The sequence below is a fragment of the Streptomyces hundungensis genome (assembly GCF_003627815.1).
Lineage (GTDB): Bacteria > Actinomycetota > Actinomycetes > Streptomycetales > Streptomycetaceae > Streptomyces > Streptomyces hundungensis_A.
Map to the genome: position 1 here is coordinate 7513864 of NZ_CP032698.1, position 20310 is coordinate 7534173.

Here is a 20310-nt window from a genome sequence, read left to right on the forward strand (position 1 = left end):
CTTCGCGGCCCCTGTTCGACGACCGGAAGGAAACGACCGTGACCGTGGTACCGACCGGACTGCCCGCCCTGGTGGCGCGGCACGCCGAACGCACCCCGCACGCCCTCGCGGTGGCGGACGGCGACACCACCCTGACGTACGCGCAACTCGCCTCCGCCGCCCGCCGCCTCGCCGCCCACCTCCAGGACCGGGGCGTACGCGCCGGGGACTCCGTGGCGCTCCTGATGCCGCGCTCGGCCAGGACCGTGGTCGCCCAGCTCGCCCTGTGGTGGGCCGGCGCCGCCTGCGTACCGCTCGACCCCGCGCACCCCCGTCCCCGTACGGCGGCCATGCTCGAAGACTCGGGCGCCACCTTGACCGTCGGCGACAGCAAGCTCCTCGAAGCGGCCGGTCCGACCGGCGCCGTCCTCGCCCTGCCCGCCGACGAACAGCTCGCCGACGTGGAGACCACCGGCGACGGCCCCGGCCCTGACGACGTTGCGTTCGTCATGTTCACCTCCGGCTCCACCGGCCGCCCCAAGGGCGTCGCGATCCGCCACGGCGCCATCGCCGAGCTCGTCACCGACCCGGACTACGTCACCGTCACCGCACGCGACCGGGTGCTTCTGCACTCCCCGGCCACCTTCGACGGCTCGACGTTCGAAGTGTGGTCGGCGCTCGCCAACGGCGCGGCCGTCGTGGTGTGCACCACCGAGCGGCCCTCGTTCGAAGACCTCGCCAAGGAGGTGGGACGGCACGGCGTCACCGTGGCGTTCTTCACCACCGCCCTCTTCCACCAGCTCGCCACCCGCCGCTCACGCGTCTTCTCCCTGCTGCGCACCGTCGTCGTCGGCGGCGAGGCGATGGCCTCCCAGCACGCCCGCGCCGTGCTCCGCGCCTTCCCGTGGGTGGAACTGGTCAACGGCTACGGCCCGACCGAAACCACCACCTTCGCCACCGCCCACCGCGTCAGCGACGCCGACTGCGAAGGGCCGGTGCCCATCGGCCGGCCCGTGGCCGGAGCCACCGCCCACATCCTCGACGAGGCGGGCTCGACCGTCGCCGACGGCGCCCGCGGCGAACTGTGGATCGGCGGCACCCGCCTGGCCCACGGATACACCGGGCGGCCCGAGTTGACCGCCGAACGCTTCGTCGACCACCCCGCCCTCGGCCGTCTCTACCGCACCGGCGACCTCGTCTCGGCCCGCCCCGACGGCGTCCTCGACTTCCACGGCCGCACCGACGACCAGGTCAAGGTGCGCGGTTTCCGCATCGAACCCGGCGAGATCGAGCACGCCCTGCGCGAGCAGCCGGAGCTGGACGACGCGGCCGTCACCGTACGCCGCCCCACCCCCGACGACGCCCGCCTGGCCGCCTATGTGGTGGCAGGCCCCGGCCCGGTGCCCCGCCCCGAGGCGCTCCTGGCCCGTCTCACCGCCGTCCTGCCCGCGCACCTGGTCCCGGACGAGCTGACCGTCGTCGAGCGGCTGCCCCTCACCACCTCCGGCAAGGTCGACCGCCGGGCCCTCGCGGACCTCGCCACGGCCGCCGAGACCAAGGGCGCCGCCGAACCGCTCACCCCGCTCCAGCAGGCCGTCGCCGAGGTGTGGAGCCGCTCGCTCGGCTGTGAGGTGACCCGGCCCGACGCCGACTTCCTCGACCTCGGCGGCCACTCCCTGCTCGCCCTCGTCGTCGCCGATGACCTGCGGGAGGACCTCGGCGTGGAGCTGTCGCTCGCCGACTTCTTCGCCGCCCCCACGGTGGCCGGACACGCCGCCCTCGTCGAGCGCGCCCTGCTCGCCACCCACACCGATCTGCACCCCGACGCGACCGAGGACACCGATGGCCGCCACTGACACCTCCGCCGCCCTCCAGCAGGAGCTGCTGCGCCGGGCCCGCGCCCGCGCCGCCGGCCGCTCCACCCCGGAGCCCACGGCCCCCCGCCCCGCCGGCCCCGCTCCGCTCACCCACGCCCAGCGCCGCATGTGGCTGATGGAACGCCTCGGCCGCGGCGGCGCCCAGTACAGCGTGCCGTTCGCGACCCGGCTGCGCGGCCCGCTCGACCTCGACGCCCTGAGCTCCGCACTCACCGAGCTGGTACGCCGCCACGAGATCCTGCGCACCCGCTACGGCCGCGAGGGCGAGGAGCCCTACCAGGAACCCCTGCCCGCACCCGACCGGATCACCATCACGGTCATCGACACACCGGACGACGGCGACGCCCTCCTGACCGGCGAGGCCCGCCGCCCGTTCGACCTCGCCGAAAGCACGCTCCCGCGCGCCCTGGTCCTGCGCCACGCACCACAGGACCACACGGTGCTTCTGACGTTCCATCACATAGCCATCGACGGCGGGTCGTTGGACACCGTCGCACAGGAACTCACCGCGCTGTACGAGAGCTTCGTGGAAGGCCGCCCCGCCGCGCTGACCGAGCCGCCCCAGTACGCGGACTTCGCGCGCCGCGAGCACGCCGACGCGGCCGGCCTGGAAGACGGTCTCAACCACTGGACCCGACGTCTCGCCGGAGCCACTCCGCCGCGCCTGCCCCGGCCCGCGACCCCTCCCGCCGACATCGCCGAACACCCGGCGGCGACCCGCACCACCGAGCTCGGCGCATTCGTCCTGCCCGCCCTCCGCGAGCTCGGCAAGCAGCACCGCGCGACCGCCTTCACGGTGAACCTGGCCGCCGCGTTCGCCGCGCTGCACCGCCTCACCGGCGAACTGGACCTCGTCATCGGCTGCGCCGCCACCCACCGCGAGGGGCCGGCGATGCGCGGCCTGGTGGGCCTGTGCGTCAACACCCTTCCGGTACGCGTCGACCTGTCCGGCGACCCCGAGTTCACCACCCTCGTCGAGCGCGTACGCGACGCACTCCTCGACGCGCAGCAGCACCGCGACGTCCCGTTCGACCTCATCCTGGAACGCCTCGGCAGCGGCGCGCGCGGCGACGACGGCACCCCGCTCCTGCGGGTCACCTCGGACATCGTGGGCGAACAGACCGCCCTGCGCCTGGCGGGACTTGAGGCACGTTACGTCGAAGTCGGCGTCGGGGAAGCCAAGTTCGACCTGACCCTCGGACTGCTCGACACGGACACCCCCGCGAGCCTCGTCCAGCACGGGCGGGCCGCCCTCGACGAGGAGACGGGCCGCGCCCTGGCCGACTCCTTCGCCGAACTGCTCACCGCCGTCGCGGCCGAGCCCGCGCTGCGCCTCTCCCAACTGCCCGGCCGCCTCGCCGAGCCGCGGTCCGCCTCGGCCCACCCTGCCGAACTCCGCCTGCTGGCCCACCCCGAGACGGCCGACGCCCATGTGCCGGATCCGGCGGGCGGCCCCCTGGTGGCCTACGCGGTCCTGAACCGCACCGGCGGACCCTCGCCCGTCCAGCTCCGCGCCCATCTGCGCACGGTGCTCCAGCGCGACCTCGTCCCGGCCGCCGTCGTCCTGCTCGACAGGATGCCGCGCACCGCCGACGGCTCCGTCGATCACACACGGCTGCCCGTCTCCCCGACCCCCGCCGCGCCCAAGAGCCGCCACATCGAAGCGGTGACGGAGGCCTTCGCCGGGCTGCTCGACCGGCGGCCCGGCCCGGACGACGACTTCTTCGCGCTCGGCGGACACTCCCTGGCCGCCGTCCAGCTCGCCGAACGTCTGCGCGCCTCGCTCACCCTGCCGCTGGTCGGCCTCGACATCATGCAGACCCGTACGCCCCGCGCCATCGCGGCCCTCCTCGACACCCGCGCGGTGCAGCGGGCCACGGCCGTCACGGCGTCGGCCACGGCCGTGCGACCGCGCCGCACACGCGAGGGCACCGTCCTGGTGACCGGCGGCACGGGCGGCGTCGGGGCGTTCGTCCTGCGCGAACTGGCCGCCCAGGGAAGGCCGGTGCTGGCCCTGACCCGACCGGAGTCGGCGCACCTGGTCGGCGGCGACGGCATCGAGGTGATCGAGGGCGACCTCGGCGACCTGGACAGTCTGCGCGCGGCCGTGGAGAGCGCGGACGCCGTGATCCACGCCGCCTGCACCTTCACCCGCCCCGAGGTCGATGTCGCCGCGATGAGGGCCATGGTCGAGGCCTGGCGCGGCGGCCCCTTCGTCTTCGTCAGCAGCGTCGACGCCTATGGCCGGCCGGCCGGCTCCCAGGTCGCCGAGGAATCCGCGTCGCAGGCCCCGGTGAGCCCGTACGGACAGGCCAAACTCGACTGCGAGCGGCTCCTGTTGAGCGCGGCGGGCACCGAAGGCCGGGGTGGCGCGAGCGCCGTGCGCTCACCCATCGTATGGGGAGCCCACGACCGCCTCCGCGATCAACTGCGCTGGGGTGCAACGGGGTTGCTGTACCAGGCCGCCCTCACCGGGCGCCCCATCGCACTGCCCGCGTCCGGCGCCGGGGGCCGTGACTGGTACGGGGCGCCCTGGGTCCACGCGGCCGCCCTGGCCCGCGCCGTGACCTCCTGCCTCGACGCGCCCGTCCACGGCGTGGCCAACGCGGTCGGCGGACATGTGGCCTGGTCCGACCTGACCGCCGAACTGGTGACGCTGCTCGGCAGCGACAGCGTCGTCACGTTCGGCGAAGAAGTGCACCAGGACCTCGACCACCCCTGGCACTACCGCGCGGACCGCCTCGCGACGGCGCTGCGCCCGGCTCCCGGCGAAGACCTGCATACGGTCCTCGCTGAGATGATCGCTCCGTCGGGCGCGTAAGCAAGCCGCGCGGTACGGCGGTCGTCGCGCCCAGCACGTCCATGGTGCGCGACCCGCCGTTCCGCGCCGGGTCGAACCGGCCCCGTCCCACCAGCACGAGCAGGAGTTCATGTGTTCCCCGAGCAGTCTCACCGTCCCACCGCCCACCCCAGCCGGCTCGACCACCGCGTCCGCGCCGGACGGTCATCGGCGCGCCGGGCCGTCGCGGTGGCCGCGCCGATGCTCGCGGCGGCGCTGATCGCTCTGGAACTCGGGGCGGGGCCGTCCGCACAGGCGCAGACACCGGGGCCCATGTCGGCCGGACACACCCGTGCCGCCGAAAGCGTGGTGCACAGCCCCAGGGCTCCCCTCGAAGCCACCGTTTCCGAGGGACAGGTCAAGGAGGTGGCTCCGGGCGGCGTCCTCACGTATCCGAGTGTGACCAGCTGCCTCACCTTGACGGTACGGCTGCGCGGGGGCGGCCTGGTCGGGGCACATGCCAGTCTGTTCCAGGTGCCCGGCGAACTGCGTTCCGACCGGATACTGCCCGCCCTGAAAGCCCGCGTCGGTGGCCGGCCGGTGCTTGCGATCGAGGTCAGGGGGGCGGTCGGCGCCTGGCATCCGAGCTATTTCGTCAAGGCGATCGAGAGCTACGGCGACGCGGACCCGGTGCCGGTCCCCGCAGGCCAGGACGTGGAGGGCCTCGCTCGCGCGGTGGCCGACGGCCTGGGTCGCCCCCGCCCGCTCGTCACCGTGCGGGACGTACCGGACGGCGACCAGATCATCCGCTGAGCCCGGCCGCGCGGCCCGCGCGGACTGACGGGGGCGGGTGTCAGCGCAGGGTCGTCGGCGGAAGGAATTCGCGCGGCGCCTCCCGGTGCCACCATGCCCCCGTCGTGCGCAGTTCGTGCCACGTGGTGAAGCGGTAGCGCCAGACGCGGGCGCGAATGAAGACCGGCGGAGCGTCGGGGAACGGATTGTGCCGCACCAGACGCAGCGTGTCCCGGTCGTGGTCCAGGAGCCGTTCGACGAAGGCACTGAACCAGGAATAGCCGTAGGACGGCGAGAGCGCGAGAAACCAGAGAAGCCAGTCGAGGCGCAGATGGTAGGGCGCGAACTGCCGTGGCAGGCGCCGCACATCGCCCGGCTTTCCGTGGAATTCGTACTCCCGCCAGACCGTCGACTCCGTGATGTGCGCGTCCGCCGTTCCCTCGATGACGACCTCGTGCCGGATGCGTGTGACGCTCCCGAAGGCCCCGTAGGAGTTCACCAGATGCAGCGGCTCGTACGTCGTGTTCATCCGCTGTCCCCGGGAGAGGAGATTGCGGGCCGGCCGATAGCTGAGGGCCAGGATCAGCGCGGCGACGATGAGGACCACGATCCGGTACCAGAGCGCGGGGCTCGGCAGCGACGGAGGAGTGGCCACGAGTGAGCCGTCCAGGGCGGAGGCGGCGAGGACGATGGTCAGCCAGTTGAGCCAGGCGAAGTTCCCCGAAAGCACCAGCCACAACTGGGTGCAGATGATCAGGGAAGCGGCGACGCTCGCCACCGGCTGAGGCGTGAACAGGGCGACGGGCACGACGAGTTGGACGAAGTGGTTGGCCGCGACCTCCACCCGGTGGACGGGCTTGGGCAGATGGTGGAAGAACCAGCTGAGCGGGCCGGGCATCGGCTGGGTCTCATGGTGGTAGTACAGGCAGGTCAGGTCGCGCCAGCACGCGTCGCCGCGCATCTTGATGAGTCCGGCGCCGAACTCCACGCGGAACAGCACCCAGCGGAGCAGCCACAGCAGGACCACCGGCGGGGCGACCTCGTCGTTCCCCAGGAAGACGGCGAGGAACCCGGTCTCCAGGAGCAGCGACTCCCAGCCGAAGCCGTACCAGGTCTGGCCCACGTTGACGATCGACAGATACAGCGCCCACAGCACCGCCCAGAGTCCCATCGCCGCCCACAGCGGCACGGCGTCGGCGGCGCCCGCCACGACGGCTGCGGCAAGCAGCGCACCGGCCCAGGCGCACACCGCGAACAGCCGGTCGGAGTACCGCAGTTGGAACAGGCTCGGCGCCGCGCGGAAGGGCACGCGCCGCACGAACTCGGGCACGGGCAGCATCCCTCGCTCCCCGATGAGTGCCCGGAACTGTAGGGCCGCCGCAGTGAACGCCACCACATAGACGGCGGCGAGCGAGCGCTGGAACACCAGTCGGCCGAGCCAGTACGCCGACGACGAGAACCACTCCATGGCGGGGCGCCTCCAAGGGGGAGTGGGCGGTGGGTGTGGATGGCGGGCGGCGGGGGAGAGCGTGCGATTTCTTCGTAGCCGGGATCGCGGTGTCAGGCGAGGCGGCCGACGGCGGCGTCACCCGCTCGCGCGACAACCGTGATGATCGGACAATGCCCGGCGGCCCGAGGTGGGCATCACGCCAGCACCGCCGCGACGGTCCGGATGGAGCTGGCCGTTTCGCACAGCCGATTCCGCCGCACCCGCGCCTCCTTTCCCTTCCCCCATCTCCCCCTTTTCCCAGTCTCCCCGTACGACAGAACAACGCGGCCCCGTCCGCAGGCGCCGTGCCGATGGCGGACGTCAACGATCTCCCGGGGATTCCGGAGAAAAGCTCCGATCGGTTGTTTCGGGACAGCCGATATGCCCCTCGCCGATTCGTCGCCGCCGCCTCCGGCGTCGTCTCCGCCGGACCGCACGACAACAACGGCGCCAGTGTGTCCGGGGTCGCGGGCATCAGCCCGAACGAAGGCTGCACACCCGGCTATTTCTGCATCTACACCGGCGCGAACTACACCGGAACCATGTTCCGGATGTACCACTGCGTCGAATACCACCTCAACAACTGGGACGGCGTGGGTTCCTGGATCAACGACAACACCGGCGGCGCCCACGCCCTGATCCAGGACCGCAACTACAACACGCTGGTCGACACCGACACCGACACCGACCCCGACACCGACACCGACACCGACACCGACCCCGACAACAACTGGTACAACGGCAATTACAACTTCGCTCCGGCCTGGCACGTCAAGGCGTGCTGACGGGACGAGCCCACGGACCGACCCGCCGACGTGCACGCATCCTGACGTGCTGACGCGCCGCCAACACGGTGCGGGTGCCGCTGTCGCCCCGCACCGTGTTGGCCCCAAGTGCGCGCCCTGGATCAGACGTTGACGCCGTAGTCCGAGGCGATGCCGGCCAGCCCCGAGGCGTAACCCTGGCCGACGGCGCGGAACTTCCACTCGGCGCCGTGCCGGTAGAGCTCCCCGAACACCATCGCGGTCTCGGTCGAGGCGTCCTCGCTGAGGTCGTAGCGGGCCAGTTCGGCACCGCCCGACTGGTTGATGACGCGGATGTAGGCGTTGCGCACCTGGCCGAAGTTCTGGCCCCGGGCCTGCGCGTCGTGGATGGAGACCGGAAAGACGATCTTCGCGACGGGCCCCGGGACGGTGGTGAGGTCGATGTGGATCGTCTCGTCGTCCCCCTCGCCCTCACCGGTGAGGTTGTCACCGGTGTGGCGCACCGAACCGTCCGGGCTGGTCAGGTTGTTGTAGAAGACGAAGTGGCTGTCGGAGAGCACCCTGCCGCTCTCGTTGCACAGCAGCGCGCTGGCGTCGAGGTCGTGGTCCGTGCCGGTGGTGGTGCGCACGTCCCAGCCCAGGCCCACCGTGACGGCCGCAAGGCCGGGAGCTTCCTTGCTCAGCGAGACATTTCCGCCCTTGCCCAGGCTCACGCCCATGTCGTTCCTCCGTGGTTGTGCCGGTTCCGTCGTCGGAATACAACGCCCGGCACGCGGCTACGGTTCCACGATTGCGCAATCCTTGAAGTGGGTTCGCCATCGTTGCGGTGCGGCCGGCAGTGGCCGACCGCACCGTCGCGGAACACGTGCGCCTCAGTGCGTGGAGACCACCATGGTCAACGGGGATCCGGGCCGGCCGGAGGGGCGCCGGTGGTCGCGGCGTCGTACAACGCCTTAGTGGCCGTGTCGAAGTACGCGCTGTACGAGATCTGCGAGGTGTTGCCGCCCGTGTGATAGCCGCCGATGACTCCGACGACCGCCCATCCGCCGCCCGACCACGGCACCAGCATGGGCCCGCCACTGGTGCCGCCCACGAACCCGTCGCAGGCGACCCGTTCGAAGACGCCGGGGTCCACCGGATCGTCGCTGACCCACTTGGTGGTCCGGCTCCGGCACTCCAGCGGCTTCTGCGCGCCGCCGGGATAGCCGATCATGCGCACCGAGGAGTGGGAGTACCCAGACCCGGTCAGCAGATGCACCCCGCCGACCGCGTCCTCCAGCCGCTGTCCGTCCTCGTTGGGTTCGGTGACCGCGAACCCGAAGTCATAGGCGGCGCCCGCGTGTTCACCCCGGTCGTAGTACTCCTGCGAGACGTACACGCCGTTGTCCCGCACGGGAAAGATGCCGAACGGTGTGAGCCCGTCGTGGTATTGCGGCACGAACCCCAGGTGACGCCGGGGAGAGTCGCCCGAGTATCCCTTCAGGCAGTGCCCGGCACTCAGCACCAGATCCCGGCCGGGGCTGCGGACCACGGAACCGCTACAGGTGCGTCCATCTCCCGAGGCGTCCGTCCAGAAGAAGGTGCCCGCTTGCGGGATGCCGTCGAAGCTCCGGCTCGGGGGGATGGACTCACCCGGGCGCGGGCCGTCCCCGCTGGGGGAGGCGTCGGTTGCCCCCGGGGTGTCATGCGTACCTCTGCCCGTGGCTTTGCCGGTGCCGGTGCCGGTGCCGGTGCCGGTGCCGGTGCCGACGCTGGCGCTGGCGTCGGCGGGCCGGGCGGCCGTCAACCGAGCGGCGGTCCAGTAGGCGCCGAGCCCGGCCGCGTCCGATCTGGGGGCCGTGGGGGTGCCTGCGGCGTACGCCGTCGGACTCAGGCCGCCGGACAGCAGGAGGGCGGCCCCGAAGCCGACGGCATGTCGGAAGATCCTGGTCCTGGGCACCATCAATTCCCCTCTACGGAGACATATCTGACGCCTCACCATACGGCGATCGCGGTGGGGCGCAGAAGCACGCCTGGCCGCCGGGCGCGGCGACGGGAAGGGAAAACGGCTGATGGACGCGGGCCTTGGGCACCACGGGCGAACACACCACACGGCGAAGCCCCTTCCCCGCCCTATGTTGACCGGCCCTATGTGGGCCCTGTGGGGTCCTATGTGGTGGCCACATGTGGTGGACTCCCACCCGGGCTGCACCTCCTCCGAGCAGGCGCCATAGGCAGTTCGCTATGACCATGTTCCCCGCAGGGGTCTTGGACGGCGGTGGGCCCCGGCTGTTCTGCTGGGGCCATGCGAGACAACACGACACACCTTGCGTTCCCGCGCCGCTCCCGCACGACCTGGTCCGCGGCACTCATCGCCCTCACGGTGCTCACCACCGGCACCGCTTCCACCGCGCAGGCGGCCGAGGCCCACGACCGGCCGACCGTCACCACCTCAACGGCGCCGGGGTCGCTCCATGGGGGTAGCACACATGGAGGTGGCACACATGTAGGTGACACACAAGGTGTGGCGGACGAGCTGAGGCGTCTGGAAGCGGCCCACGATGTACGCATCGGCGCGTACGCCGTCGACACGGTGACCGGACGGGCCGTCAGCTACCGGGGTCACGAGACGTTCCCCTCCCTGTCCACCTTCAAGGCCATGGTGTGCGCGGCCGTCCTCGACAAGGCGCGCCATGTGGAGCCCGGGCTGATGGAGAGGGTCGTCCATTGGAAGGCGGGCGAGGAGGTCGCCAATTCGCCCGTCACCGCCGGACAGGGCGAGAAGGGAATGACGGTCGCTGACCTCTGCCACGCGGCCATCACCCGGAGCGACAACACCGCCGGAAATCTCCTGCTCCACCAGATCGGCGGCCCTCTGGGCATGACCCACTACTACCGCTCGCTCGGCGACCCCATCTCCCGACTCGACCGCTGGGAGCCGGAGTTGAACGACTGGAAGCCCGGCGAGCGGCGTGACACCACGACCCCCGCCGCCATGGGCCGCGATCTCGCGTGGACCTCGCTGGGCAGCGCCCTCGTTCCGGCCGACCGGGATCGCCTGAACAGTTGGCTGCGGGCCACCGTCACCGGCGGCGAACGCATCCGGGCCGGCCTGCCCCAGGACTGGACGGTGGGTGACAAGACCGGCACCACCGACGCCTATGGGTCCGCCCATGACATCGCCGTGGCCTGGCCGAAGTCGGGCCACCCCGTGATCCTCGCGATCTACACCAACCACACGACGGCCGACGCCGCCGTGGACAACGCGGTGATCGCCCAGACCGCGTCGGCCCTGGCCCACGGCCTCGGGACCGAGGCGCCCTGACACGTGGACCGGCGTCGGGCGGTACAGGAAATGGTGGGGCGGCGGATCGGTTGCCGGTGGCGGGCGGCGACGGTTCCCACCGATCCCGGCCCGAACCGCCGCCTTCCGGCGCGTCCTGGCGTGCCGCCGCCACATGGTTCTGTCAGGGTCGGCGTGGTACACCCCCATGGTGCTGCGGCCCGCGCGGCACGGCACTCCCGGGACACGTTCGCAGAGGGAAGTGAGACCACGGCATGGAGAAGTTCTCCCTGGAAGCAATCGTCCGCGCCCAGCTCAACGCCGCCCGCACCGCCGAGGCGGGACGCAGCGCGACCACGGTGATCGGCGGGCATGAGCGCGCACTGCGGCAGACGGTCATGGCACTGATCGAGGGGAACACACTCGGCGAACACGACCACGGGGGCGAGGCCACGCTGCTGGTGTGGACGGGACGGATCCGGCTCGTCGCGGGGGCGGACACCTGGGAGGGCCGGCACGGAGACCTCCTGGCGGTGCCCGCCACGCCCCACACGGTGGAAGCCCTGGAGGACTCGGCGTTCCTGCTGACCGTGGCGATGTCCTGACGACGACTGCCTGAAGGCGCGTCCGGGACTCTCGCGTACAGGTGGGGAAACCGTGTTGGCGCCGGCGGTGTTGTGTGGAGCACCTACAACGGCCCTGACGGCGAAGCCCGTCGCCCCGTCACGCGGTGAAGCCCACATGTACGTGGTCGTGATGTGTGTCGTCGGAGAAGAACTGGTTCGTCGTGGCGCCGCCCGTGAGCTGGACCGGGCCGCCGACGTTGTACGACCCCGCTGCGGCCGCCGCCCGCATGAACGCGGTGATCAGGGTGCGGGAGGTCGCCGGGTCGACGACGGCGTGGCCGTCGATGCGCCACACATCGAAAGCCCGGCCCAGTGGGTGGTCGCTGGGGCGATCGGTGCCGAACACGTCCATCGGATGCCCGGAGCGCACCACGCTGACCGACAGCCGGTAAGTGCCCGCCAGTTGGAGCATCGCGCGCAGCACACTGTCGTGCACGGCGCCGCTGCGGATGTCGGCGACCGAGGCGGGTGGCAGCTCGATCCGGGACTGGGCGAGAACCTCCCGCGCCGTCGGCCCCAGTGCCACGGCGGGGCCCGGGGCCGCCGGGTGCAGGTCGGTGACCTCCCAGCCGTCGGAGGTGCGGCCGAGCCGTACGTCGACGGTGGTGCCACCGGGCCGGACGGCGGCACCCATCAGGGTGGGCTGGTCGCAGACGACCAGCACGCTCGCCGTGTCGGACAGGATCCCGCCGTACTGGGCATCGATCACCCGGACCACCGCCGCATCCGCAGAGGGTCTCAACGAACCTGCCTGCGCTGCCAGTTGGGCCGCCGACGCAGCGGAGATGCCCAGCGCCGCGACCCGGCCGGCGGCGGCACGCTCGGTGCCCTGCCCCGGGGACCACGTACCGAGCGCCTCGACGAGCCGCACCGCCGCGAGCTTGACCTCGGGCTGGATCTCGCCCGGGCCTGGATGCCACTGCCGAGCCCGGGGGAGCGCGCCGCCGGGGCTCGCGGAAGCCGATGCGTCGGAGGCGGAGGGGGTACTGGTGGTCGCCGCAGAGCCCGGGGCGGAGGAGGTCGCGGCGCCCGGCGTCCGCGAGCCGAACGCGGACGACGTGGTGCCCGGCGGCGGCGACGCCGTCCCGCCCGAGCACCCGGTGGCCCCCACACACCAGGCCGCCGCCCCGAGCAGCACCGAACGACGGGCCAGGGTTCCGGACGGACGCTGGTGGGACGGGGCAGGCAGGACCATGACCGGCTCCTCGGACGCGCGGGGTACGGAAACGCCGCCAGTATCCGCCCGCTCGGCCCCCACGCGGCGCACCTCGCCGGACGGCCGGGCATGCGCGTCACCGCAGGTCGCGGAGGGAGGTCATCATGGAGTGGCGGTGCCGAGCGGAGTACTGCTCGTCGCGGTCGTCGGCGTACGGATCGGAACACGAGGAGCAGCAACATGGCCCGCAGGGTTCACCAACCGCTGGAGAACGAGGAGTTCGATTTCATCCTCACCGTGGCCGACGGCCCGGTGCTGGTCCTCTTCGTCGGAACCTGGCCCAAGGCCGTCGACGCGTGCAAGAAGATGGACGCCGTCGTGAGCGAGGCGGCCGAGCGATACGCGGGGCGTCTCACCGCCGTCAAGGTCGATATGACCCGCTGCCCGGAACCCGTGCGGCGCTACGGCGTCACGGGCGCTCCCACGGTCGTCCTTCTCAAAGCGGGGGAGGTGGCGGCCTCGGAGACGGGTGTCATGGACGGACCCGCGTTGCAGACGTTCCTGGACAGCAACCTCTGAACCTCCCCGCGTCATCTGGACCTCCCCGCATCGGGGGTGGAGCCCGGGGCCACGAGGGACCGAGCCGCAGCGCAGACTGATCCCGGACAGAGGTCACAGGGACCACTTCAGGACGCAACCACATGGGCAGGGGTGTCGACATGGGCGAGGACAACATGGGTGAGGACAACAACGGGGCCGGAAACGAGACCGGAAACGAGGCCGGAGGCGTGGCCAGGGGTGGGACCGGGGAGGGGCCCGGTTCGTATGGGTCGCGCTGGGCGTCCGCCCCGGCGACCCACTGCGACGCGGTGCTGGCGGAGACCGCGCGATTCGTGGCCGTCGTCGAGGGTGCGGACCTGGCGACACCGGTACCGAGCTGTCCCGGCTGGAGCCTCGTCGACCTGATCCGGCACACCGGGAGCGTGCAGCGCATGTTCTCCTGGCTGCTGCGGGAGCGCGTTCAGGAGCGGCCGCTGAGCCGCGACGCCGCACTTGAACTGCCGGCCGGCGACGACGGCTACCCCGCTTGGCTGACCAGCTCCGCACAGGTGGCACGCCACGCGTTCGCCGACATCGATCCGGATGCCCCCATGTGGGTGTGGGGCGCCGATCCCCACGCCCGGTTCTGGATGCGGCGGATGCTGTTCGAGACGCTGATGCACCGCGTCGACGCCGAACTCGCCCTGGGCCTTCGGCCCGAGATCGACCCCGCACTCGCCGCCGACGGAGTGGACGAGTTCCTGGTCAACCTGCCGTTCGCCGTCTCCTTCGCCCCCAAGACCGCCCACCTGCGCGGGCACGGCGAAACGATCCGGTTCCGGTGCGCCGACCGGGCCGGTGACTGGCTGGTCCGTCTGCGCCCCGACGGCTTCGGCCTCGACCCGTACCTGACGGACGGTTCGGGGGGTACGGAGACGGCGGACGCGACCGTCGAAGGTGGCGCCGCCGATCTGCTCCTGCTCATGTACGGACGCCTCGACCACAGCGCCGATGCCTTCGCGACCTCAGGCGACGAGGACCTGCTTAAGCGCTGGGCGGACAACTCCGAGTTCTGACGGTGTAACGGTCAGGGTGTCACAGTGTCACGGTGCCAGGGCGAGGACGGGGGAGCCCCAACTGCTCGCACGGGGCGAGTAGTTGGGGCAGTGGGGTGGCCGCATATGTGTCGGCTCCCTATGGCCGCTCCAGCAGCTCTCTATAACAACGCCGATTCAGTGGCTAGTTGTGACCGAACTTCGGTGACCGCTTGTGGGAGACCTCCGGAGCAGGATGGGCCGCCTGAGATGTGGTCGGCGCCGTGGAGGTCTTCGTCTGCTCCGTGGCCTCGGGGGTGGCGCTCCGGTCGTGGCCGCCGGTGCGCGCTCCCCGGTTCTGGCGGGTCTGTTTCTTACTCATTGTGGTCGCCCCCTGCTGGGCAGGTCGGAGGTTGAGCCACCTCCACGCTCGCACGCACCCCGATAGATCGCATTCCGGCCCACGGGCGCCCCGCCGGGCGCTGCCGTCCGCGTCACCTTCGCTGTACGGAGGTCCTGCGCGGGGTGGGGCCTTCGTCGGTCAGCGCCTCCATGATGAGGCGGATTCCCCGGGCCAGTCGGCCCAGCTGTTCGAGTTCCATCGCGTACATCCTGATGGTGTTCTCGATGACGGCCGGTGCCACACCCAGGGGAGGTAGTTCGGCGCGGCTGGTCTGGAGGGCGACGCGCACGGCGCGGATCTCGTGCTGCACCTGGATCTGTGCGTGCCGGGCCAACAGGACGTGGTGCCGGATCAGGGGTGAGTAGCCGGCGTAGCGGGCCGGCAGCAGGTCGCGCAGCCAACGGGTGGCGGTGCGCTCCCAGTCACGAGTCCCGGGTGGTTTGACCTGGCAGGGCCAGTCCGGGCTGAGCGTGGTGGTGGGGGCCGTAGGGGACATTCTCGTCGCTTCCGATGGTTGTCGAACTTTGACCGAGAGGTGGGGGCGGCCCCGGCTCAGGGGTTAGCCGAGGCCGCCATGGGCGTTCCATCGGATCCAACAGCCTGGATCGGACAGCCGGCGCGACGTGAGGAGGGGGCGCCACGCCGGCGGTCCGTTCGCAGAGGGACTGGGGTCGCTCTCCTTGGCATGGGGGAGATCGATGGCCGCCACGGCTCAGTAAACATATATACCGTTGAGTAAACAAGGGTATGAAAAAATTCATACGCTGTTACGGTGTGAAGATCTTGCGCGATCGACCGGACGAATCCGGCCCCCACGGAGGAAACGGGAAAGCCGCCCGACCCGCTCATGGGCAGGTCAGACGGGGTAATGGGGCCGACGGGTGTCCGGGCCGCGCTGGGACGAGCCCTAGAGGAAGAAGCCGTGCTTGTCGGCGGCCTGCTCGTACTCCTCCAGCCGCGCCTGGGTCCGCTCCGGATCCGCGTCGGCCATGGCCTGGAGCAGCGCGGCGGCCAGAACGCTCGGCGCCGCGTACGAGTCGAACACCAGGCGAGACCCGGTGCCCGCGGCCAGGGCGACATCGGCCTCGTCGACGAGCGGGCCGAGCGTGGTGTCCGTGATCAGTGCGATCCGGAGTCCGGCGCTGCGAGCGGTGCGCATCGCGGCCAGCGTCTCCTTGGCGTGCCGGGGCATGGCGAAGGCCAGCACCCAGGTGCCGCCCGCCGAACGGGACTGGAGCAACGCGTCATAGGCGACGCTTCCGCCGCGCGTCACCAGTCGCACATCGGGGTGGATGCGCCGGGCCGCGTACGCGAAGTACTCCGCGAGCGAGACGGAGATTCGCAGCCCGAGGACGGTCAGCGGCACCGAGGCGGCCAGTTCGCGGCCGATCTCCAGGACTTGGGTGGTGTTGGCGACCAGCCGGCGCACATGTTCCAGGTTCTCGATCTCGGCGTCCACCGCCGCCTGGAGCTCGTTGTGGCGGCTCGCCTCTCGGCCCTCGGGAGTGGCCGCGACCGCGCTCAGGGCGATCGGCTGGAGGACGTCACGCAGCGCCGGATAGCCGCTGTACCCGAGGGAGGTGGCGAACCGGGTCACCGACGGCTGGCTGACGCCCACCCGCTCGGCGAGCTCGGTGATCGAGAGGAAGACGGCGTCGGTGAGGTGATCGATGAGGTACTGGGCGATGCGCCGCTGCCCGGGGGAGAGGCGATGACCGTCGAACAGCGCCCGGACCCGGTCGGCCGGCAAACGCTCGTGGTCCGAGGGCTCCCCGCTCGGCGTGATCGCGGCCGACTGGGCGCGTACCTGCTGCCCCGAAGACACCGGACGGCCTCCTTCTCGTGCCATGTGTGCTCAAAACATAGCTCACCCTTGTGGCGGACCAACCCAAATTCCACCACTGACCTGGCTACTTCGGTGTGGTCAGCGGGTTCGGGAACGCGGCCCGAAACGCCGTAGGCGAACGAACGGCGCAAGCTCGCCATGCCGAGGCGCGGTCGCCCGCAACAAACCCGGTGGGGGTATGGTCGGGCCCGAGCACACAAGGCGTAGGAACCGTGCAAGTCGGACGAGTCTAGGAACCATCCGGGTCGTACGCGTGAGAGAAGGCCGAGGGCGAGCGTGGACCGTAGGCGGACGTGTGGGGCGGGACTCTCCCGCCTCCTCGTGCTGTGTGCCGTCCTGTTCGGGCTGTTCGCCATGCATGGTGCTCCGGCGAGTGCCGCCGCGGGCTGCCACGGCGAGACGACGGTTGCGGAACCCATGAGCGCGCCCATGAGTCCCATGAGTGCACCCATGAATATGGGTCATGCCGATATGCGGGGCGAGCGGGGTCTGGTGCACGCCGGCCCTGTCGTCTCCTCCATGGGGGGCGAACGCTGTGTGTCCACCCCCGCCAGGGATCGCCTGCCGCTGACCGCAGCCGGGTTGTTCGCCGTCCTCGGCCTGGTGGTTGTCGTCGTATGGGGGCTCGCGGGTCGTCGTGCGGCGCTGCGCGACGTGGCCCGGCGCGGTCCCCCTCGTGCCGGTAGACAGCTGCTCCTAGAGGTGTGCATCGCGCGGACGTGACGGGCGCCCCGACTCGGCCCTCCGGCGGCCGGGTCGGCGAAGTGTCCCGCCCGTTCGCGCGCGCCCGGAAGGGGTGCGCCTCCATGGAAAGAACCCACACATGTCTGTTGCCCACACTGCCGCTGCCTCGACGTCGGCTACCCGCCGCCACTCCCTCGCGGCCGTCAGTACCGCCGTCGCCCTCACCCTCACGCTGGCGGCCTGCGGATCCTCCGGCGGATCGCGGTCCGACGACTCGGCCACCCCGACCATGAACCATGGCGCGAGCAGCGCCGCGTCCTCGGGCGCTCCGTCCGCCACCGGCACGTTCAACGACGCCGACGTGGCGTTCGCCCAGCAGATGATCCCGCACCACCAGCAGGCGATCGAAATGGCACGCCTCGCCGACGGCCGGGCCGCCGACTCCGAGGTCAAGACCCTGGCCACGGCGATCGAGAAGGCCCAGGACCCGGAGATCGCCACCATGCGGGGCTGGCTCAAGTCCTGGGGCAAGCCGCTGCCCGCCCCCTCCTCGTCGATGGGGGACATGCCGGGGATGCACCACGGTTCGTCCGGCATGGCCGGGATGATGTCCGACCAGGACATGAGCGCCCTCAAGTCCGCCAAGGGCAAGGACTTCGACAAGAAGTTCGCCCAGCTGATGATCGGCCACCACCAAGGCGCGGTCACCATGGCCAAGGACGAGCAGAAGAACGGCAGCAACGCCGAGGCGAAGAAGCTCGCCGGTAACGTCATCGCGGCACAGAACGCCGAGATCGAGCAGATGAACAAGATGGTCGACCGCCTGCGCTGACCGGAATCACGACGGGGTCCGGCGACCGTCCCGCCCGCCGGACCCCGCCGCCGGACCCCGTCTCCGGACCCCGTTTCCGGGACCCGGCCCCGCCGGCCCCGCGCCCGCGCCGGGACCAACGCCAACGCCGGCGCCAAGGGCCGGGGCGGGCGCAGGGTCCGGGCCCCGGGTCAAGACAGGTGCCGGACTCAGGACCAGCGGCAGGTAGACGTCGTCGACGATGTCCACGATGACGTCGTCCGCCACGGGCGCGCCGAACAGCAGGAACTGATTGCGCAGCAGGTCGGTCGCGACCGTGGCCCGGCGCGACGTGAGGACCCACCGCTCGATCTCCCCGCGCTCGACGGCCCGTTCCAGGATGACGTGGACCGTCGACGGACGGACGGCGTGGACCCGCTCCCGGATCAGTTCGGCCAGTTCGGGATCGCGGGACATCTCCCCGAGGAGCCCGCGCATGATGTCGCCGAGCGGGCTGGCCATGATGGCCGCCATGTGCCGCAGCAGGGCCAGCACATCGCTGCGGAGTCGACCGGTGTCGGGCAGGTCGACGGCGGACAGGTCGCCCAACTTGCAGGCATCAAGCACCAGTTGGGCCCGGCTGGGCCAGCGCCGGTAGACGGCGGCCTTACCGGTACGGGCGCGGGCGGCCACCCGCTCCATGGTCAGCGCGGAGTAGCCCACCTCGGTGAGCTCATCCAGGGTCGCCCGCAAAATGGCGCTTTCCAGCTCCTCGCCACGGCGCCGGGGACCTTTGCGGTGGTCAAGGGGTGGTTCGGTGGCCGGGCCGGTGCTGTTGGGCACCCATGCCTCCCGAGTGTGTCCGACAGGGGCCGTTGCGCTCTCCAAGAGGGCAGCCTAGCCTCCCAATTAGAGAACAGTCCGTTCTTTACGTCTGAGGTTTCGAGGGATCCGATGGATTCGATGACCCATACGACCGAAGCGACCAATACGGCCGAAGCGACCAATACGGCCGAAGCGACCGAAGCGACCAATACGGCCGAAGCGACCGAAGCGACCGACACCGCCGCGTCGTTGCAGACGGGCGAGGCTCCCGCCTTCCCGGCCGACCGCACCTGCCCCTACCAACTGCCGCAGCTCTACAGCGAGTTACGCGACAATCCCGGCGCCCTGCGCGCCGTGACCCTCTTCGACGGCCGACGGGCCTGGGTGGTGACCAAGCACGAGGCCGCGCGTAAGTTACTCGCCGATCCCCGGTTGTCCTCCGACCGCACCCACGACCAATTCCCGGCCACAATCCCCCGGTTCAAGGCCTTCCGCGACGGTCGCCCGTCGTTCATCGGCATGGACCCGCCCGAGCACGGCACCCGCCGACGCATGATGATCAGCGAGTTCACCGTGAAGCGGATCAAGAGCATGCGGCCGGACGTCGAGCGCATCGTGCACGGTTTCATCGACGAGATGCTCGCCGGAGGGCCGCCCGCCGACTTGGTCGCCCAGTTCGCTCTGCCCGTCCCCTCCATGGTGATCTGCGAACTGCTCGGCGTCCCGTACGCGGCCCACGACTTCTTCCAGGACGCGAGCAGGCGCTTGGTGCAGTCGGCGGACGCGAGCGCCGCGATCGCCGCTCGCGACGACCTGAACCACTACCTGGACGGCCTCATCACGAGGATGCGGACGGAGCCGGGCCCCGGCCTCCTGAACGCCCTGGTGGCACGGCAGTTGGCCGCCGGAGAGATCGACCGCGAGGAACTGGTCTCGACCGCCCTGCTACTGCTCGTCGCCGGTCACGAGACCACCGCCTCGATGACCTCGCTCGGCGTGATCACCCTGCTGGAACACCCCGATCAGCACGCCGCCCTGAGGGCCGATCCGACGCTGGTGCCCAACGCCGTCGAAGAACTCCTGCGCTACCTCGCGATCGCCGACATCGCGGGCGGTCGCGTGGCCACGGCGGACATCGAGATCGACGGGCAGCACATCCGCGCGGGCGAGGGTGTGCTGGTCGTCAACTCCCTTGCCAATCGGGACGGTTCGGTCTTCGAGGACCCTGACTCCCTCGATGTGCACCGTACGGCACGCCACCATCTGTCCTTCGGCTTCGGGGTGCATCAGTGCCTCGGCCAGAACCTGGCCCGCCTGGAACTCGAAGTCATCCTCACCGCCTTGTTCGACCGTATCCCGACCTTGCGCCTCGCCGTCCCCGTGGAGCGGCTCACCCTGCGTCCGGGCACGACGATCCAGGGCGTCAACGAGCTGCCGGTCACCTGGTGACCGGCGAGGAAGGAA

18 protein-coding genes are annotated in these 20310 nt (G+C 71.1%); 10 read left to right on the plus strand and 8 right to left on the minus strand.

Going from position 1 to position 20310, the window contains the following annotated elements; translation table 11 throughout:
- Positions 1-38 precede the first annotated feature (38 nt).
- The 3 genes from DWB77_RS33405 to DWB77_RS33415 all read left to right on the plus strand — a co-directional run bounded on the left by DWB77_RS33405 (position 39) and on the right by DWB77_RS33415 (position 5448).
- Positions 39-1835, plus strand: coding sequence for a non-ribosomal peptide synthetase (locus tag DWB77_RS33405; protein WP_120728523.1), 1797 nt, complete (start codon positions 39-41; stop codon positions 1833-1835).
- Positions 1822-4677: a condensation domain-containing protein gene (locus tag DWB77_RS33410; protein ID WP_120725983.1), complete on the plus strand. Its 2856-nt coding sequence runs from the start codon at positions 1822-1824 to the stop codon at positions 4675-4677. Before DWB77_RS33405 ends, DWB77_RS33410 begins: the two co-directional genes overlap by 14 nt.
- 111 nt (positions 4678-4788) lie before the next feature.
- Positions 4789-5448: a hypothetical protein gene (locus DWB77_RS33415; RefSeq protein WP_246033708.1), complete on the plus strand. Its 660-nt coding sequence runs from the start codon at positions 4789-4791 to the stop codon at positions 5446-5448.
- A 40-nt stretch (positions 5449-5488) separates the two neighbouring features.
- Here the strand turns inward: DWB77_RS33415 and DWB77_RS33420 are convergent, their stop codons facing one another.
- Positions 5489-6895, minus strand: a complete 1407-nt coding sequence (locus DWB77_RS33420; RefSeq protein WP_120725985.1) for a lipase maturation factor family protein — start codon at positions 6893-6895, stop codon at positions 5489-5491.
- Positions 6896-7278: 383 nt separating this feature from the next.
- Between DWB77_RS33420 and DWB77_RS38045 the strand changes: the two genes are divergently transcribed.
- The gene (locus DWB77_RS38045; RefSeq protein WP_162952655.1) at positions 7279-7701 is read left to right on the plus strand and encodes a peptidase inhibitor family I36 protein; all 423 of its coding nucleotides are present in this window, start codon (positions 7279-7281) and stop codon (positions 7699-7701) included.
- A gap of 122 nt (positions 7702-7823) precedes the next feature.
- Here DWB77_RS38045 and DWB77_RS33430 read toward each other — a convergent pair whose 3' ends face one another.
- On the minus strand, positions 7824-8399 hold the full coding sequence (locus DWB77_RS33430; RefSeq protein WP_120725989.1) for a TerD family protein: 576 nt from the start codon (positions 8397-8399) through the stop codon (positions 7824-7826).
- 176 nt (positions 8400-8575) lie between these two features.
- Entirely contained in the window at positions 8576-9622 is a 1047-nt protein-coding gene (locus tag DWB77_RS38050; protein WP_162952656.1) for a trypsin-like serine peptidase, read from the minus strand.
- Between the two features lie 561 nt (positions 9623-10183).
- Here DWB77_RS38050 and bla point away from each other — a divergent pair.
- A complete protein-coding gene (bla, locus tag DWB77_RS33445) occupies positions 10184-10984 on the plus strand; it encodes a class A beta-lactamase (protein WP_216826878.1) in 801 nt (266 codons plus the stop codon).
- A 233-nt stretch (positions 10985-11217) separates the two neighbouring features.
- Positions 11218-11547 (plus strand): LuxR family transcriptional regulator, encoded by a 330-nt coding sequence (locus DWB77_RS33450; protein ID WP_120725997.1) that lies wholly within the window; start codon positions 11218-11220, stop codon positions 11545-11547.
- Positions 11548-11665: 118 nt separating this feature from the next.
- Here DWB77_RS33450 and DWB77_RS33455 read toward each other — a convergent pair whose 3' ends face one another.
- Entirely contained in the window at positions 11666-12763 is a 1098-nt protein-coding gene (locus DWB77_RS33455; protein ID WP_120725999.1) for a hypothetical protein, read from the minus strand.
- A 201-nt stretch (positions 12764-12964) separates the two neighbouring features.
- Between DWB77_RS33455 and DWB77_RS33460 the strand changes: the two genes are divergently transcribed.
- Positions 12965-13303, plus strand: a complete 339-nt coding sequence (locus tag DWB77_RS33460) for a thioredoxin family protein (protein WP_120726000.1) — start codon at positions 12965-12967, stop codon at positions 13301-13303.
- A 122-nt stretch (positions 13304-13425) separates the two neighbouring features.
- Positions 13426-14340 (plus strand): maleylpyruvate isomerase family mycothiol-dependent enzyme, encoded by a 915-nt coding sequence (locus DWB77_RS33465; protein ID WP_246033709.1) that lies wholly within the window; start codon positions 13426-13428, stop codon positions 14338-14340.
- Between the two features lie 163 nt (positions 14341-14503).
- Here DWB77_RS33465 and DWB77_RS38055 read toward each other — a convergent pair whose 3' ends face one another.
- The 3 genes from DWB77_RS38055 to DWB77_RS33475 form a co-directional block, all read right to left on the minus strand.
- Positions 14504-14680, minus strand: coding sequence for a hypothetical protein (locus tag DWB77_RS38055; protein WP_162952657.1), 177 nt, complete (start codon positions 14678-14680; stop codon positions 14504-14506).
- Positions 14681-14792: 112 nt separating this feature from the next.
- On the minus strand, positions 14793-15197 hold the full coding sequence (locus DWB77_RS33470) for a hypothetical protein (protein ID WP_120726002.1): 405 nt from the start codon (positions 15195-15197) through the stop codon (positions 14793-14795).
- Positions 15198-15608: 411 nt separating this feature from the next.
- Entirely contained in the window at positions 15609-16526 is a 918-nt protein-coding gene (locus DWB77_RS33475; RefSeq protein WP_246033710.1) for a MurR/RpiR family transcriptional regulator, read from the minus strand.
- An 844-nt stretch (positions 16527-17370) separates the two neighbouring features.
- On the opposite strand from DWB77_RS33475, the gene DWB77_RS33485 reads away from it, so the two are divergent.
- On the plus strand, positions 17371-18063 hold the full coding sequence (locus tag DWB77_RS33485; protein ID WP_120726008.1) for a DUF305 domain-containing protein: 693 nt from the start codon (positions 17371-17373) through the stop codon (positions 18061-18063).
- Between the two features lie 6 nt (positions 18064-18069).
- Here DWB77_RS33485 and DWB77_RS33490 read toward each other — a convergent pair whose 3' ends face one another.
- Positions 18070-18864: a TetR/AcrR family transcriptional regulator gene (locus DWB77_RS33490; protein ID WP_216826879.1), complete on the minus strand. Its 795-nt coding sequence runs from the start codon at positions 18862-18864 to the stop codon at positions 18070-18072.
- Positions 18865-18984: 120 nt separating this feature from the next.
- Between DWB77_RS33490 and DWB77_RS33495 the strand changes: the two genes are divergently transcribed.
- Entirely contained in the window at positions 18985-20295 is a 1311-nt protein-coding gene (locus tag DWB77_RS33495; RefSeq protein ID WP_120728529.1) for a cytochrome P450, read from the plus strand.
- Positions 20296-20310: the final 15 nt, after the last annotated feature.

Bases quoted from the DNA above. Each gene is read 5' to 3' on its own strand.
- DWB77_RS33430 (WP_120725989.1), bottom strand. From the start codon at position 8,399: ATGGGCGTGAGCCTGGGCAAGGGCGGAAATGTCTCGCTGAGCAAGGAA.
- DWB77_RS33460 (WP_120726000.1), top strand. From the start codon at position 12,965: ATGGCCCGCAGGGTTCACCAACCGCTGGAGAACGAGGAGTTCGATTTC.
- DWB77_RS33465 (WP_246033709.1), top strand. From the start codon at position 13,426: ATGGGCAGGGGTGTCGACATGGGCGAGGACAACATGGGTGAGGACAAC.
- DWB77_RS38055 (WP_162952657.1), bottom strand. From the start codon at position 14,680: ATGAGTAAGAAACAGACCCGCCAGAACCGGGGAGCGCGCACCGGCGGC.
- DWB77_RS33455 (WP_120725999.1), bottom strand. From the start codon at position 12,763: ATGGTCCTGCCTGCCCCGTCCCACCAGCGTCCGTCCGGAACCCTGGCC.
- DWB77_RS33410 (WP_120725983.1), top strand. From the start codon at position 1,822: ATGGCCGCCACTGACACCTCCGCCGCCCTCCAGCAGGAGCTGCTGCGC.
- DWB77_RS38050 (WP_162952656.1), bottom strand. From the start codon at position 9,622: ATGGTGCCCAGGACCAGGATCTTCCGACATGCCGTCGGCTTCGGGGCC.
- DWB77_RS33450 (WP_120725997.1), top strand. From the start codon at position 11,218: ATGGAGAAGTTCTCCCTGGAAGCAATCGTCCGCGCCCAGCTCAACGCC.
- DWB77_RS33420 (WP_120725985.1), bottom strand. From the start codon at position 6,895: ATGGAGTGGTTCTCGTCGTCGGCGTACTGGCTCGGCCGACTGGTGTTC.
- DWB77_RS33485 (WP_120726008.1), top strand. From the start codon at position 17,371: ATGTCTGTTGCCCACACTGCCGCTGCCTCGACGTCGGCTACCCGCCGC.
- DWB77_RS33470 (WP_120726002.1), bottom strand. From the start codon at position 15,197: ATGTCCCCTACGGCCCCCACCACCACGCTCAGCCCGGACTGGCCCTGC.
- DWB77_RS33495 (WP_120728529.1), top strand. From the start codon at position 18,985: ATGACCCATACGACCGAAGCGACCAATACGGCCGAAGCGACCAATACG.